This window comes from Bradyrhizobium sp. LeoB3 (assembly GCF_055456055.1).
Genome location: NZ_JBVBEF010000002.1, coordinates 1 through 14560 on the forward strand (window position 1 = coordinate 1; position 14560 = coordinate 14560).

General features: G+C 61.9%; 11 protein-coding genes. 3 read left to right on the plus strand and 8 right to left on the minus strand.

Annotated elements, in window-relative coordinates; genetic code table 11:
* Positions 1-344 precede the first annotated feature (344 nt).
* From ACZXDY_RS02795 to ACZXDY_RS02830, 8 genes are all read right to left on the minus strand, one after another.
* Positions 345-1322 carry a substrate-binding domain-containing protein gene (locus ACZXDY_RS02795; RefSeq protein WP_464344403.1) on the minus strand — a complete coding sequence of 326 codons (978 nt, stop codon included), beginning with the start codon at positions 1320-1322 and terminating at the stop codon, positions 345-347.
* The gene (locus tag ACZXDY_RS02800; RefSeq protein ID WP_464344404.1) at positions 1303-2364 is read right to left on the minus strand and encodes a hypothetical protein; all 1062 of its coding nucleotides are present in this window, start codon (positions 2362-2364) and stop codon (positions 1303-1305) included. The genes ACZXDY_RS02795 and ACZXDY_RS02800 overlap by 20 nt, the downstream gene beginning before the upstream one ends.
* Positions 2365-2404: 40 nt before the next feature.
* Complete coding sequence (locus ACZXDY_RS02805; protein ID WP_464344405.1) at positions 2405-3862, minus strand: FAD/NAD(P)-binding protein; 1458 nt, start codon at positions 3860-3862, stop codon at positions 2405-2407.
* Between the two features lie 4 nt (positions 3863-3866).
* Positions 3867-5372, minus strand: a complete 1506-nt coding sequence (locus ACZXDY_RS02810; protein ID WP_464344406.1) for an amidohydrolase family protein — start codon at positions 5370-5372, stop codon at positions 3867-3869.
* Positions 5369-6286, minus strand: a complete 918-nt coding sequence (locus tag ACZXDY_RS02815) for a polysaccharide deacetylase family protein (protein WP_464344407.1) — start codon at positions 6284-6286, stop codon at positions 5369-5371. The genes ACZXDY_RS02810 and ACZXDY_RS02815 overlap by 4 nt, the downstream gene beginning before the upstream one ends.
* Positions 6283-7467, minus strand: coding sequence for an amidase (locus ACZXDY_RS02820; RefSeq protein WP_464344408.1), 1185 nt, complete (start codon positions 7465-7467; stop codon positions 6283-6285). Before ACZXDY_RS02820 ends, ACZXDY_RS02815 begins: the two co-directional genes overlap by 4 nt.
* 25 nt (positions 7468-7492) lie before the next feature.
* Positions 7493-8977 carry a 4-hydroxyphenylacetate 3-hydroxylase family protein gene (locus tag ACZXDY_RS02825; protein ID WP_464344409.1) on the minus strand — a complete coding sequence of 495 codons (1485 nt, stop codon included), beginning with the start codon at positions 8975-8977 and terminating at the stop codon, positions 7493-7495.
* A gap of 245 nt (positions 8978-9222) precedes the next feature.
* On the minus strand, positions 9223-10563 hold the full coding sequence (locus tag ACZXDY_RS02830) for an 8-oxoguanine deaminase (RefSeq protein ID WP_464344410.1): 1341 nt from the start codon (positions 10561-10563) through the stop codon (positions 9223-9225).
* 365 nt (positions 10564-10928) lie between these two features.
* Between ACZXDY_RS02830 and ACZXDY_RS02835 the strand changes: the two genes are divergently transcribed.
* From ACZXDY_RS02835 to ACZXDY_RS02845, 3 genes are read left to right on the plus strand one after another with little or no spacing between them, the layout of a single operon-like run.
* Positions 10929-12509 carry an ABC transporter ATP-binding protein gene (locus ACZXDY_RS02835; protein WP_464344411.1) on the plus strand — a complete coding sequence of 527 codons (1581 nt, stop codon included), beginning with the start codon at positions 10929-10931 and terminating at the stop codon, positions 12507-12509.
* Positions 12496-13602 (plus strand): ABC transporter permease, encoded by a 1107-nt coding sequence (locus ACZXDY_RS02840; RefSeq protein WP_464344412.1) that lies wholly within the window; start codon positions 12496-12498, stop codon positions 13600-13602. Before ACZXDY_RS02835 ends, ACZXDY_RS02840 begins: the two co-directional genes overlap by 14 nt.
* On the plus strand, positions 13599-14519 hold the full coding sequence (locus ACZXDY_RS02845) for an ABC transporter permease (protein WP_028161877.1): 921 nt from the start codon (positions 13599-13601) through the stop codon (positions 14517-14519). The genes ACZXDY_RS02840 and ACZXDY_RS02845 overlap by 4 nt, the downstream gene beginning before the upstream one ends.
* The last annotated feature ends 41 nt before the right edge of the window (positions 14520-14560 follow it).

Sequence of the window (14560 nt, forward strand, 5' to 3'; positions counted from 1 at the left end):
AGCGAGCGACGGCGGCTCCGAGGGGATGGCTTGGCCGGACCCCATGATCAATTTTGCTGAACTTGACGCACAGAACTGATTCGGACCCGCGAACTATCTTGAGCGGCGATGAATCGCGCAGGAACGGAGGCTCTTGGCAGTCTTTCAACGCGCCGCCTCGCGAGTAAAGCTACCCTCCGGCAGGAAAACAGGCTTCCGAAATAGTGGGTTTAGCGACGTGGCGGACGGACCTCCGCTACATCCTCTGCCAAACAACGATGTTCTGCCATCCGGCGTGCTCAGTGCAAGGCGCGCTCCGAGGCGAGTGGCGCGGGCAATATCCCGATGCGTCCCTCTACGAACTACTAAGTGGTAAGGAGATCTGGTTGAGGAAAGAACTCCACGGGCAAAAGCTTTCTGGAAATGAGGCCATCCTCGAACATGTAGCGGCTGACAACGTCGAGCGTTGAGCGATTCTTTGCGAGGCCAACCGGCCAGTAGTCGCTGCCGAGCTGCTGCTCAGTGAACATCAGGTTCTCGAGCTGCCACGGCAGCATCGTACTCAGCGCCGCCGAATCGAACAGTCGCTCCCTGGCGATCGCTTGAGCCTTGGCGAAACCATCGAACACGGCCATCGCCAGGCCCGGGTTGGACTCGGCGATGGTTCGCTTGATGGTGATGAGGTGCATGGGTGGAAAAATCCCGGTCTTGGAGAAATACGCGAGCTCTGCCTCCATGGGATTTTCGAACAGGCGGGTCACCATAGGAGTGCGCCAGGTGCTCGGTGCCCGCGCGGTGTATAAAGCGTCGATTTCGCCCTCCGCCAGCAAGACGGCGAGGCTCTTGTCGTTCCTTTGCTCGTGCTTGAAGCGGTCGGGATAGAATTGCGGATGCTCGTCGCCACTGCGGGCGCTTTCCAGGCCACCCGACACGTAGATCGGCGAGGTGCGCGGCAGTCCGAAATAATCCTGAAAGATGCCGCGCAGCCAGACGGCGGCGGCCATGTCGAACACGGGCACGCCGATGCGCTTGCCGGCGAGATCGGCTGGTGTCCTGATCCGCTTTGACGTGTTGACGAAGACGTTCGAGAAGCGGAAGTGTCGCGAGGGAAACACCGGCACCGCCACATAAGGCCGCTCCGGGCGTTCGAGCGACCTCAGATAGGAAGTGATCGGAAATTCGCAGCAGTCGAAGGTATGTTCCGTCAACTGCTTGTTGAACAGCGCTTGCACGCCCATCAACGTCACGTCGGCTTCGACGCCGGCGATCGATACTTCACCGTTCGCGATCGGTCGGGTGCGATCGGAATCGCTGAGCCCTATTTTAAGAGACAAGGCTGCCATATTTTCTGCTTTCTTCGACGTCGAGGTGGTTGGAGGCCAGCCGTTTGACGAGAACGTCCAGCAGCTCCGGCAATGCGAGCGGCGTCGCATTGGCGCCGCCGCGTGCGTAGATGGCGGTTGCCTTAGAGATGTCGATCCCCAGCCGCTGCGACAGGCGCTGAACGGCCAGCTTGCAGTCGTCCGGCATCGGCAGGCAGGCGATCTTCTGCCCTGCGGCAAGATGATCGTTGGCACCGATCAGTTCGAGGCGCCTGCTTTCGACCTTGCGCGAGGTCGTGACGTGGTGAGCAGCGCGCTCGCCGCGCGACAGAACGAAGCTGCGATGGGTGAGGCCCGGCGCGACCCATGAAATAATGTCGCCATAGTGATGGCCGATCCGCGCGACGACGTCAGCCAGGATGCGTGCCATTTCGTTGTGCATCATGACATAGTGCCGGCGCTCTTCGTCGCCCCATTTCCAGCGGGTCGCCGTGACTTGCACTGCGGTCGAGTCCGCCCTCCAGGGCGACACGGCATTGCCCCTGTTCTCGAACAGGCCGGGATCGTCATAGGCTACCGCCGGCGAAGGTTTTCCGCGATATTCGACGATATGCTCGTAGGGGACGACGGCCATAGGCTCCGAGATCACCATTCGGTGCAGCACCGTGCCGCTGTCATTGGCGAGCGGCGAGAGATTCAAGACTTCCGGCGAAAATGGAGATTCGAGGCGAGCCTGCAATTCCTGCGGAAGATATGTGCGCTTCGTCGGACGGAAGCCTTCATCCAGCAGCCGCTGGTTGATCGCCATATGTTCGGTCGAAAACGGATACGGCTTGGTCTTGGTGCAGGGCATGAACAGCAGCACGTGACGGCGCGCCGACGGCAGCTCAGGCTCATATTCGTTCTGGATGAACTGCAGCCATTCGGCGATGCGCGGATGCTTCAGCGAGTCGACATTGTCCTGCGGACTGTAAAGACAAAGCGTTTGGTCGAGCTCGAAAGGGCTCTGTATCTTCAGCGTTGACTCCAGGATGCGCTTGGATCGGTCCTCGACGCTCACCATGGCAGTGTATTCCTTGTAGCCTTGCAGGGGCGGGTATCACTCATGCGACGTTTCCCCGAGTTTCGCGCTCAAGCAGAGCAGCGGGGTCAAGCTCTTGTTCGTCGTAGTCGAGAAGCGACTGGAGATAGGCGTCGGCGTCCTCAACGAACAGGTTGCGGCTGATGCCCGCAGCGATACGATCGAGGCCGAACTTGAGCGCGGAGATGCCCGCGGAGCAGGCAAGGCTCGGCATCGCCGCAAACGTGTAGCTGAAGATGTTGGCGAGATAGGGCGCCGATCCCGCGACCTTCTCGGTGAATTGGAAACTGGGTGACAGATAAGGGTAGGCGCCGAGTTGCGGATGCTCGTCGCCGGCCGGCGGCTGATAGCGATCGGACCAGCGCGCGATCTTGTCATAGAAGCGGGCCAATTCCGGCCGCGTGGCGAGATCGACGGTGAATCCGGTGCCAACGATCAGGAAATCAAAGCTCTCCGTTCGCCCCGAGTTGGTCAGCGAAATCTTCCCGGCATCGAAGCCGACACACTCAAGCTGATAGTCGAGGTGCACCCAGAAATTGCCGTGACGAACGCAGCGGTCGAACGTGTCCTGCGGAGGTGGCTGATTCATGTCGAAGATGATCTTCATGAAGCGCCATTTGCGGGCATCATCGAGGTCGCCGAAATGGCGCAGGAAGCCCGCGAACTCCATCCACCGATTGGGATTGACGGTCGGAAGCTTTTTTCTCCGAGCGAGCAGATGGACCGAGGCCGCGCCGTTCTCGAGCGCCATGGCGGCGTTGTCGAACGCCGAGGCGCCGGCGCCGATCACGGCGACTTTTTTTCCGGCCAGTGCGGTAAAATCGATCGGCTCCGCTGTATGGGCGTAGCGCTCTCGCGGCAAAGCCTTCGCGATCACGTCGGGCACGGCCCATCGGCCAGATCCTTCGATTCCGGTGGCGAGCACCACGTTGCGGGCAAGCAGCCTCTCGGCCGCCCCGTTGACGCGCGCGTGGACCGCGAGCAGGCCGCTGGCAAGCGGTTCGATATCGGTTACCTCGGCCCCGTTGCTCACTTCCATGCCGACGGCGTTCCGCACCCAGGTCAAATAGGCCTGCCAGAGTTCGCGCGGGATCTTGTTCAATTCCGCCCAGGAAGTCTCGCCGTAGCGCGCTTCCCACCAGGCGCGGACCGAGAGGCTGGGAAGACCGAGATCCGGGCCGGTCACGGTTTTTGGTGTTCGCAATGTGTGCATGCGGGCAAATGTCAGCCACGGGCCTTCGAGACCTACAGGATTTTTGTCGAGCACGCGAACGTTGGTCACCCGCTCGCGCAGAAGGCGGAAGGCGATCGAAGTTCCGCTTTGGCCGCCACCGACAATGACCGCGTCGTGCACGGGCTCGCCCTCGTGGTTATGGGGAATCGTCCATTGCCGGGCCGGGTATCCGATGCAATCTAGCTCAAAGCGAACGCGCCGTTCGAGCTCGATCAGGGCGTCACTTGCTTGGTTCGTCGCAAGCATCAGGCTATCTCGCCTCCAGTGGAATGCGCCGTTCGATCGGAAGCGGCTCCTGCGCCATCGAATGGGCGAAGGCCACGACATGGGGTTCGAGCCGGCCGGCAAGGGTGCGGGCGTCGCGCGTCGCGGCCGAGAGCTTCGCGAGGCTTTCAGCGACCAGGCTACGCAGTTCCACCGCGTCGACCGAAACGATCTTCCGATCGACGACCTTGAATTCGCCGCCGACCATGACGTCCGTCACAGCGGCGGAGTCCGCGCTCGTCACCAACTGGTTGACGAGATCGGTGGCGGGAATGAAATCGATGTGGTTCAGATCAAGCAGGGCGAGGTCGGCGCACGCTCCTTGTTCCATCCGGCCACATGCCGCGAGGCCCAGGATCTGCGCGCCACCTCGGGTCGCGAGCCGGACGACTTCGCTGGCTTGCAGCCACTCGTCGCGCGGGCCGGCGAAAACCTGGGCTGAGAAGGAGGCGAGCCGCATCGCCTGCAGCATGCTCAGGGAGTCGGAGGAGTTTGCGCCATCGGTCGCCAGCCCGACATTGATGCCGCGCGCCAGCATCGGCCTGACATGGGCGATGCCAGATCCGAGTCGGAAATTGCTTGCGGGAATGTGCGCAACCGAGCAGCCGTGCTCCGCGAGCAGGTCGAGGTCGTCATCGTCGAGCCAGACGCCGTGCGCGGCCGTGAATTTGGGTCGGAGCATGCCGAGATCGGCAAGATAGCGGACTTGGGAGCGGCCATAGGTCTTGCGGGCCGCGACTGCCTGCAGCCGCGACTCTGCGATATGCATATGGATTGGCAGCCCGTGGCGTTCGGCGATCTCCATGCAGCGTTGCAGGAAAGGCTCCGAGCAGTGATGCGGGATCGTCGGTGCGATGGCCATCGAGATGCTCTTGGGGAGCTGCGCTTGCGCGGCCACGATTTCTTCCATGGCCGCAAGCGTCCTATCGCCGCTTGCAAGCGAGAAGTTGCCGACCGACGCGCGTAAATCCGGCGGCAGCGCGTCCGCTAGCCCCGGGATCGACTGGAACAAGGTTTGGTCGGCGATCATCGGCGCGAGTGCGGCGCGCATCCCGGCATCGGCGTAGGCGCGCGCCACCGCCGTGAAGCCTTCCACGGTCGGCCGCGGAAACTCGTAGACGAGATCGAAACAGGCGGTGCAGCCCTTTGTCAGCATGTCGATGGCGCCGACCAGCGTCGACAGATAGATCGTCTCCGGATCGCGCGGGCCGGCGAGCCATGGTCCGTTCGTCAGCGACGCCTCGAGTGTCCACCTTTCGGCGATGCCCTTCATCAGATTGGCGTGGCCATGCGTGTGGGAGTTGACGAGACCGGGGACGATCAGCCGATCGCTGACATCGCGCCGCGTTGCTGAACGCGCAGGTGTCGCGCCGGTTGTTCCGATCCAGGCAAGCTTGCCGTCTTCGATCAGCAGATCCTTTCGATCGACCGTTCCGGATGCCGGATCGACGACGAGGCCTCCCGATAGCAAGAGACGTTCCTGCGCCGTCATTGACCTTGCCCTGGGGGATGGGTCGCAATCCAGTGCCGGGCGATGTCGCTACGGCCGGCGAACCAGACGGATTCATGCTTCGCCGCAAAATCGAGAAACCGGGTGATGGCCTCGAACCGGGCCGGCTGGCCGGAAATTCTGCTGTGCAGGCTGATCGTCATCATGCGCGGATGGCGGCGGCCCTCTTCATGGAGCACGCGCATGGCCGACGAAAGATGGTCGAAGAAATCGTTCGCCGTTCCGAGCTTTGCGGTCGCAAGCCGATTGTCGTTGTTGGTGAAGCTGTGCGGAATGACGAGATGGGGACGTTCCCCGACTTTCACCCAGTAGGGCCAGTCATCGGCATAGCTGTCGGAATCGTAGAGAAAGCCGCCATGTTCGACCAGAAGCGCGCGGGTATGCCGGCTCGGCGAATAGCGGCTTTGCCAGCCGAGCGGACGGCGTCCGACCGCCTGCTCGAAGCCGGCCACGGCCCGGCCAATGGCGCTTCGTTCTTCGGCTTCGTTCATCAGAAAATGCCGGACGAAACGGTTGCCATGGCAGCACAGGTCGAAACCGTCTGTCTTGATTGCCTCCGCGGCGTCAGGGTTGCGCAACAAGGCCTGCGCGCAGGCGTTGACGGTGAGCGGGATGCTGCGTTCGGCCATGGTGTCGACGATCCGCCAGAAGCCGACCCTCGAACCATATTCGAACAGCGATTCGGCGACGAAATCCCGCACTCCTGTCGGGACCTCCTGCGCGATGCCGTCGGTCAGCGCCAGTTCCGTTGCGCCGTCGCCATCGGGAATCGATGGTTCGGCGCCTTCTTCGATGTTGAGGACGATCGCGATTGCCAGCCGTGCGTCGTTGGGCCAGCGCGGTCTTGGCGGCCTTCTGCCGTAACCGACGAAATCCCGGTCGTCGTGGGCTTTCATTGTCCGCCCGAAGCTGCCGGCAAGGCATCGCCGATCTTGGCGGCAAGATCGAGCAAGAACTGATCACCGCGCGGACCTGCGATGAACGATAGTCCGACCGGACAGCCATCGACGGTGATCGCCGGGATGTTGACCTGTGGCAGCCGGCACAGGCTGGCGATACAGGTGAGGGCCAACGTCCTTTCCCGGAATTCGATCTGCGCTGAAACCGGAGCCTCGCGAAGTGGCGGAAGGTCGTGCGCAGTCGGAATCATTAGCACACCGTCGTTTCCGAGCAGCGATACCAGCCGGTCCGTCAGTTGTTCGCGGCGCGCCACCGCGACTGCGAACTTTGCGGAATCGACGCGCGATGAAAGCTCGATCCGGTCGGCCACTGCGGGACTCAAGTTTCGGCCCGGCATTGTGGCCCACGCGCCGAGCGTCGACCAGAGATCTTGGAGTTGCAATGGCCTGAACGTGTCAAGCCAGAACTCGGCACCTTCCTCGAACAACGTAACTTCAGTCGCGCCGCCAAGCGACTTTGCCACGGGTAGAAGCGCCTCGCCGATCTCGCGCACGGGCACGTCGAACGCGTCGCGCGCGAGCAGCAGGCGGGCCGGCTTGAATGGGCCGCTCGCTCCGAAGTAGATCTCGCCGACGCGCTTCATCGTCGCCGCATCGCGCGCAAGCCAGCCGACGGAATCAAAACTTGGCGCCATCGCCATGATGCCGGCGACCGACAAACGGCCGTAAGTTGTCCGCAGGCCGTAGAGGCCGCAGAAGCTTGCGGGCACACGGATCGAACCGCCCGTGTCGGTGCCAAGCGCGAAGTCGCAAAAGCCGGCTGCGACGGCAGACGCCGAACCACTGGAAGATCCGCCGGGTACGCGCGCCGGTGCCTTTGGATTGATCGGTATCCCGAAATGCGGATTCATTCCGAACATGCCGCAGGCGAGTTCGTCGGTGTGCGTCTTTCCAACGAGGTGCGCGCCAGCCATCAACGGGGCCAGCACGGCCGGCGCGGTCGTGACGGCCGGATCGGAGTCCCGCAGCCGATCCGGATTTCCCCACGCCGTCTTGTATCCGGCGACATCCATCAGATCCTTGGCCGCAAAAGACAGGTCCGAGAGCGGTCCATGCTGGACCAGCCTGAGCGAAGAGGGGCCATGCTCCACGAATGCCAGACGCCTGATCTCTTCCATGCTGACCATCGATCGCACTGCCCGGCTACTCTGCGGCATCCGAAAGCTTCAAATCGCCTTTCGGCAGATCATAGGAACTCATGAACCGGTCGACGGGGCCCTTGACACTATCCCAGTCGAAAAACCGGAAGCTGTTTCCGCGCGTCACGAACGGCGCGCCGGAATAGAACATTTCATATTGCAGATGGCGCGAGCCGAATTCGGAGCCGACCGCATCCCAGGCAAGCTTCATCAGCTTGACGCGCTGCTCCGACGTCGTGATGGGCGAACGCTGCGTCTTGTGAATGATGGCATTGGTTTCAGGGGTTACGAAATCGGCATAGGACGAAGGTACCATGATCAAGCCGCCGCCCGAGAGCGAACGGATCGCTTCCACGATCTCCGGATAGGTGTTCTGCGCGATGACCTGGGCCGTGCAGAGCAGGGAGCGGTCCGGCACGTAGAACTCGCCGAAAGTCTCGCCCTTCATCTCCATCGCGATCACGAGCGCTTCGATGTTGCTGATCTTTGCGGCCATCAGGCCCAAAGTCTCGCGCACCTGCGGAAAGTTGATGATGTTGTTGGTCTCGGCGATCTTGCGCGCCACTCCCAGCAGGAACCGCAGCTTCACCATCAGGCGGACCATGCATTGATAGTTCTGGAAGACATGCGCGCGGGTGTCGTGCCACTGGGCCTGGGCCATCTTCAGGTCCTTGAACACGAAGACGCGGTCCCAGGGTATCTTGACGTCGTCGAAATGGACGACGGCGTCATTCTCGTCGAACCTGGAAGAGAGTGGATAGTCGAACGTCGAAGTGGCATTCTGCTCGTAGCTGCGGCGGGACATCAGCGTCAATCCCTTGATGCCCAATGGCACGACAGCCGTGAAAGCGTAGGCTTCGTCGCCGGCCTGCAGTGCCTGAAAGCCCGAGATCAGAAGCTCGTTCGCCATCACGCCGCTGGTCGCCAGCATCTTGGCGCCACGGATGGTGATGCCTCCGCTGTCCTCGTCGACGATGGAAGCCACGAGATGTGGATCCGGCTGCTCGCCTGCTGATTTTCCTTTGTCCGATTGTGGATTGATGATGACGTAGGACAGGAAAAGATCGTTGTCCCGGGCGTGCTGGAAATAGGATTCCAGTGCGGCTGCGCGGGCGGGATGATGATCGCGGAAGGCGGCAAGTCCCATCCGGAAGCCTGCGAGCGTGGACGCCACGTGGTCGGGCGATCGGCCGATCATGCCGCACGACAGTGTCGACCAAGTCTCGATGGCGTGTCGCCGCCTCACGAGGTCGCCATAGGTCTTCGGAAGCTGCCACGCCAGATTCACCCGCTCGCCGCTGGTCGGTGACTGGAACGTCATCAGATCAAGGTTTTCCGGCGCGGCCTGGAAATCGTACAGTCCGGCGACGGTCTCGATGACGTTACGAAAGCTGGGGTCGGTCGTGATATCCGCGACCTTTCGTCCGTCGATGTAGATCGAGCGATCGTCGCGCAAACTAGAAAGATAGGCGTTTCCGTCTTTGGCCATGCAAGGACTCCGCAAAATTGTGCTGGAATCCGACGCCAGGCATTTACCCATTGCAGCCGGAAGCGTCGTTGACACTAGTGTTCGCGAAGATCGGTGGTCAAGCTGAACGGTTGGGCAGTGCGATAGCCGACTCTTCCAGAGTTTTTCGCGCGCTAGCGAATGGAGTGGTCAGGAATTGAGCATGAAGACGCGAAATTGTGTGCAGTTGCATGCGGCCGGTCCCTTCATGCGTCGCTATTCGGCAGCTAGATGCTGGTCAGAAATGCCGCCGCAGCCCTGCCATGCTCGTATCTCAGCTGAGCGATATCGATCCCGACCGGTGCTCCGTCCGTGACGCGCCATTTGCCCTTGATCATGACGCGATCCGCCCGATGCGCGCCGCAGAGAACCAGAGCCGCGATCGGGTCGCCGGCTCCTGAAAATCTCAGTTCTTCGAGCGTGAAGCAGGCAAGGTCGGCCTGACGGCCAACTTCGATCTTGCCGATATCACTGCGTCCAAGGCATCGGGCGGAGCCTTCCGTCGCCCACCTGAATGCATCGAGGTGAGTGACCTCGGATGCGTCGTAGGCGAGCCGTCCAAGCAGGAATGCGTGGCGTACCGATTCCATCAGGTTCGAACTGTCGTTCGAGGCAGAACCGTCGACGCCGAGGCCGACGGTCGCGCCCGCAGCTTCCAGATCCCTGGTCCGGCAGATGCCTGATGACAGCACCATGTTGGAGGTCGGGCAGTGACAGATGCCCATGGCGTGTGCGCCCAGTCGCGAGATTTCGGCGTCATTGAAGTGGATGCCGTGTGCGAGCCAGACGCGTTCGTTCATCCAGCCGACCTGTTCGAGATAATCGAGCGGACGGCAGCCATAATGGTGGAGGCAGTAATCATCCTCATCATGCGTTTCGCCGAGATGAGTATGGAGCAGGCAGTGATGCTTCGAAGCAAGTGCTGCCGTGTCGATCATCATCTGGCGCGTAACGTTGAACGGCGCACACGGCGCCAACGCAACGCCCAGCAGGGAGCCTTCGCGAGGATCGTGATACTTCGCCAGCACCCGCTCACAATCGGCGATCGCCGTATCGTGATCCTGCATCAATCGTTCGTCGGCAATGCCCCCTTTCGCAAAGCCGAGATTGATGGCGCCGCGCGTCAGCGTCATCCGCATTCCAAGCCGGGAGGCTTCTTCGGCTTCGATGTCGACGGCGTCAGCCATGTCTTGTGGGAAAACGAACAGATGGTCGGACGCGGTGGTGCAGCCGGACATCAACAGTTCGGTCAGCGCCACACGAACCGCGAGCCGGAAGCGGTCGCGGTCGAGATAGGACCCCCAGATCGGGTAGAGCTGCTTCAGCCAGGGAAACAGCGGCTTGTTGATCGCCTGAGGATGGGCGCGCGTCAGTGTCTGGAAGAAGTGGTGGTGCGCATTGACGAGGCCAGGAATGATCACGTGCCGGCGTGCATCGAATATCTCATCGCATGGCGTTGTCGGGCCGTCCGGTCCGACCAGCTCGATGATCTTTCCGTCCTCAATGACAAGCCCGCGCTTGCCGCCATCCGCCAGCATGGCAATCGGATCGCGAATCCAGGTCTTCATCGGATGAGCACCGCTAGACCGGCTTCTTGTGCGCGAGCGAGCGGTTTGATTCCGTTGCAAGAAACAGCTCGGCGTTCGACACAGGGCATTCTTGAACTCCGCAAAATCCGATCGGTCGGAGAGCAAGACGGATGCCAGACACTATCGAGCTCATTCCGCGGTAAGGCACCGCCGCGACATCGCTCAGCGAAGTGCGGTGCCCGGCCGTCAACCTCGCGGCGGTGGCAGGTAAGCGAGGCGCCTGTCGGTTGTCGATCCGCCGTTCTCCGGACTGCGCCTTGCGGCGACTTGGCGCGCGGCTTGCTTGTGCTCACTAGGAGCGCGGCCACCCCCGTGCTTTTACCGGATCGAGGCTCATTGGAGACATGGACCAGTCTGGATTTGCCGATCTGAAGCCGCGTCTGGTGCTGACTGGTATCACCAAGCGCTATCCCAGTGTCGTCGCCAACGACGATGTCTCGCTAAGCATCCGTCCCGGCGAGATCCACGCCGTGCTCGGCGAGAACGGTGCCGGTAAAAGCACGCTCATGAAGATGATCTACGGCGTCACCAAGCCGGACGCCGGCACCATCATGTGGAACGGGCAGTATGAAGCCATCGCCGCGCCGGCACAGGCGCGGCGGATGGGCATCGGCATGGTGTTCCAGCATTTCTCGCTGTTCGAGACGCTGACGGTCTGGGAAAACATCGCGCTTGCGCTGGATGAGCCCGTTCCGACCGCGAAGCTGGCATCGCAGATAACAGAAGTATCGGAGAAATACGGACTGCCCATCGACCCCTACCGGCTGGTTCATAGCATGTCGGTGGGCGAAAGACAGCGGGTTGAGATCGTTCGCTGCCTGCTTCAGGAGCCGAAGCTCCTGATCATGGACGAGCCGACTTCAGTGTTGACGCCGCAGGCCGTCCTCATCCTGTTCAAGACGCTTCGCCGTCTGGCGGCGGAAGGATGCAGCATTCTCTATATCAGCCATAAGCTCGATGAAATCCGCGCCCTCTGTGACACCGCAACTGTGCTGCGCGGCGGACGGGTCAGCGGCACGGCCATTCCGCGCAACGAGACCAATGAAAGCTTGGCGCGAATGATGATCGGCGGCGAACTGGCGGAATGTCGCCTTGCGCCGCGCGAAGCCAAAGAAGAAAGGCTGAAGGTCGAACGTCTGTCGCTGACTTCGCCGGATCCATTCGGGACGTCGCTCAAGGATGTCAGCCTGACGGTGCGCAGCGGTGAGATCCTCGGGATCGCGGGTGTCTCGGGCAACGGCCAGAAGGAATTGATGACGGCGCTCTCGGGCGAGCGCTTGAGCCCGGCTTCCATGATCAAGCTGTTGGGGCAGCCGGCCGGCAACCTCAATCCGGCGCAGCGGCGCGCGGTTGGTCTGACCTTTGTTCCGGAAGAGCGGCTTGGACGTGGCGCTGTGCCTCCGATGAGCTTGGCTCAGAACGCGCTCCTGACCGGAGCGCGAAAGGGCATGGTGCAGAGGGGCATCATCCATCCGTCGGTCATGAAGACTTTTTCAAAGAACGTGATCGAGCGTTTCAAGGTCAAATGCGGCGGCGACCAATCGGTCGCCTCCAGCCTGTCCGGCGGCAATCTGCAGAAGTTCATCGTCGGCAGGGAGACGATGCTGCAGCCCAGGATGATGATCGTGGCGCAACCGACCTGGGGCGTGGATGTCGGCGCGGCGCAATTGATCAGGCAGGCCCTGATCGATCTGCGCGATCAGGGCGTGGCGATTCTGGTGATTTCAGAAGAACTCGACGAGCTCTTCGCCATTAGCGACCGCCTCGCGGTGATCGCCGACGGACGTCTTTCGCCGTCGGTCAAGCCTGCGGAGACATCGATCGAGCAGATCGGGACATGGATGAGCGGCAAGTTCGGCGATCGGGCGGACGACCGCGCGGCTTCCGCAAACGCACATCTGGAGACGGCCAATGCTCAAGCTTGAGCGGCGCGCGACGCCGTCGTCCATCATGAGCGTCGCTTCGCCGCTGCTGGCGGCGGTCGGTATGCTCATAACCGGATTCGTGCTGTTCAAGGTGTTAGGCAAGGATCCGGTGGAGGCATTCTATCTGTTCTTCGTCAAGCCGGTGTCGACCACCTACGGCATCGGGGAATTGCTCCTGAAAACGACGCCCTTGCTGCTCTGCGGATTGGGCCTCGCCTTGGGCTTCAGGGCCAATGTCTGGAACATCGGCGCCGAAGGACAGCTCACCATGGGGGCGATCGCCGGCGGCGGCGTCGCGCTCTGGTTCGGCGGCAACGAATCTGCGTTTGCGTTGCCATTGATGCTACTGGCCGGAGTGTTCGGCGGGATGGCCTGGGCCGCGATTCCCGCCTTTCTTCGAACCCGGTTCAACACCAACGAAATTCTCGTCACGTTGATGCTGGTCTACATTTCCCAGTTGGTGCTGTCGTGGCTCGTGCACGGGCCATGGCGCGATCCGCAGGGGCTGAACTATCCGCAATCGCAAGGCTTCGGCGATGCCGAGACGATGTCGATCCTCATCAGCGGAACGCGGGTGACCTGGGGCATTGTCTATGCGCTCGGGCTGGCACTGGTGGCCTGGATATTCTCGCAGAAGACCTTTGCCGGTTTCCGCATGCAGGTCGCGGGGCTGGCTCCTGCCGCGGCGGCCTATGCCGGCTTCTCGGAAAAGCGCAACATCTGGATTGCGCTGATGATCTGTGGCGCCACCGCCGGGCTCGCCGGCGTGTGCGAAGTCGCCGGTCCCATCGGCCGGCTGCAACAGCAGATATCGCCCGGCTACGGCTTCGCCGCCATCATCGTGGCCTGGATCGGCCGGCTGCATCCGATCGGCGTTGTGTTCGGCGCGTTGCTCATGTCGCTGCTTTATCTCGGCGGCGAGGCGGCACAGATGGGCATGGGCTTGCCGTCCGCGATCACCGGGCTGTTCCAAGGCTTGTTGCTGTTCTACCTCCTGGCCGCCGATTTGTTCATCACGTTCCGGCTGAAACGCGTTGCGCCGGTCGAGGTCAATACCTTGAAACCACCGGTACAGGCGGAGACCGCCGCATGAATCCCATTGTCCCGATGATCGCCAGCACCGTGGTCGCGGCCACGCCGCTGATCTACGCGGCTCTTGGCGAAACCGTCGTCGAACGGTCCGGCGTCCTCAATCTCGGCATCGAGGGCATGATGCTGATCGGTGCGGTGACCGGCTTCGCCACGACATATGCGACCGGCAGCGCTGCGCTTGGTTTCCTCGCTGCGGCCTGCGCCGCTGTCGCGTTGTCCCTGCTTTTCGGCTTTCTCACGCTCAACCTGCAGACCAATCAGGTCGCTACCGGCCTCGCGCTCACCTTGTTCGGCATCGGCCTGTCGGCCTTCGTTGGTTACAACTACGCCGGCCTGCCGGTGAACCGGCTGACGCCGATCACCATTCCCGGGCTGACCGCCATCCCCGTGGTGGGCGATCTCCTGTTTCACTACGACATCATGGTCTATCTCTCCATTGCACTGTTCGTGGGCGTGCAGTGGTTTCTGACGAAATCGCGCACCGGCCTGACGCTGCGGGCGATCGGCGAGTCGCCGAGTGTCGCGCATTCGATCGGCAAGTCCGTCCTGAAGACTCGCTACCTAGCTGTGATGTTCGGCGGGGCGATGGCTGGCATCGCGGGTGCGTATCTGTCGCTGGTCCAGACCCCGATGTGGGTCGAGGGCATGTCCGCCGGCAAGGGCTGGATCGCGCTTGCGCTCGTGGTTTTCGGCACGTGGAAGCCGACACGCATCGTTGTCGGTGCGTATCTCTTTGGTGGTGTCACGCAATTCCAACTGTTCGCGCAGGGCTTCGGTCTGCCGATCCCGACCGAGTTCCTGTCGATGCTGCCTTACGCGGCGACGATCATCGTGCTGGTGATCATCTGCCGCGATCCCAAGACCATCTTGTTGAACCAACCGGCTTCCCTTGGCCGGAGTTTCCATTCGGCCGCGTGATCAGGGGCCTCGCGGTGCGGTTTCAACAATTCAAGCTCCAG

Excerpts from the sequence above, each read along its gene's own strand:
- ACZXDY_RS02795 (WP_464344403.1), bottom strand. The coding sequence starts at position 1,322 with ATGGCAGCCTTGTCTCTTAAAATAGGGCTCAGCGATTCCGATCGCACC.
- ACZXDY_RS02800 (WP_464344404.1), bottom strand. The coding sequence starts at position 2,364 with ATGGTGAGCGTCGAGGACCGATCCAAGCGCATCCTGGAGTCAACGCTG.
- ACZXDY_RS02805 (WP_464344405.1), bottom strand. The coding sequence starts at position 3,862 with ATGCTTGCGACGAACCAAGCAAGTGACGCCCTGATCGAGCTCGAACGG.
- ACZXDY_RS02810 (WP_464344406.1), bottom strand. The coding sequence starts at position 5,372 with ATGACGGCGCAGGAACGTCTCTTGCTATCGGGAGGCCTCGTCGTCGAT.
- ACZXDY_RS02815 (WP_464344407.1), bottom strand. The coding sequence starts at position 6,286 with ATGAAAGCCCACGACGACCGGGATTTCGTCGGTTACGGCAGAAGGCCG.
- ACZXDY_RS02820 (WP_464344408.1), bottom strand. The coding sequence starts at position 7,467 with ATGGAAGAGATCAGGCGTCTGGCATTCGTGGAGCATGGCCCCTCTTCG.
- ACZXDY_RS02825 (WP_464344409.1), bottom strand. The coding sequence starts at position 8,977 with ATGGCCAAAGACGGAAACGCCTATCTTTCTAGTTTGCGCGACGATCGC.
- ACZXDY_RS02830 (WP_464344410.1), bottom strand. The coding sequence starts at position 10,563 with ATGAAGACCTGGATTCGCGATCCGATTGCCATGCTGGCGGATGGCGGC.
- ACZXDY_RS02835 (WP_464344411.1), top strand. The coding sequence starts at position 10,929 with ATGGACCAGTCTGGATTTGCCGATCTGAAGCCGCGTCTGGTGCTGACT.
- ACZXDY_RS02840 (WP_464344412.1), top strand. The coding sequence starts at position 12,496 with ATGCTCAAGCTTGAGCGGCGCGCGACGCCGTCGTCCATCATGAGCGTC.
- ACZXDY_RS02845 (WP_028161877.1), top strand. The coding sequence starts at position 13,599 with ATGAATCCCATTGTCCCGATGATCGCCAGCACCGTGGTCGCGGCCACG.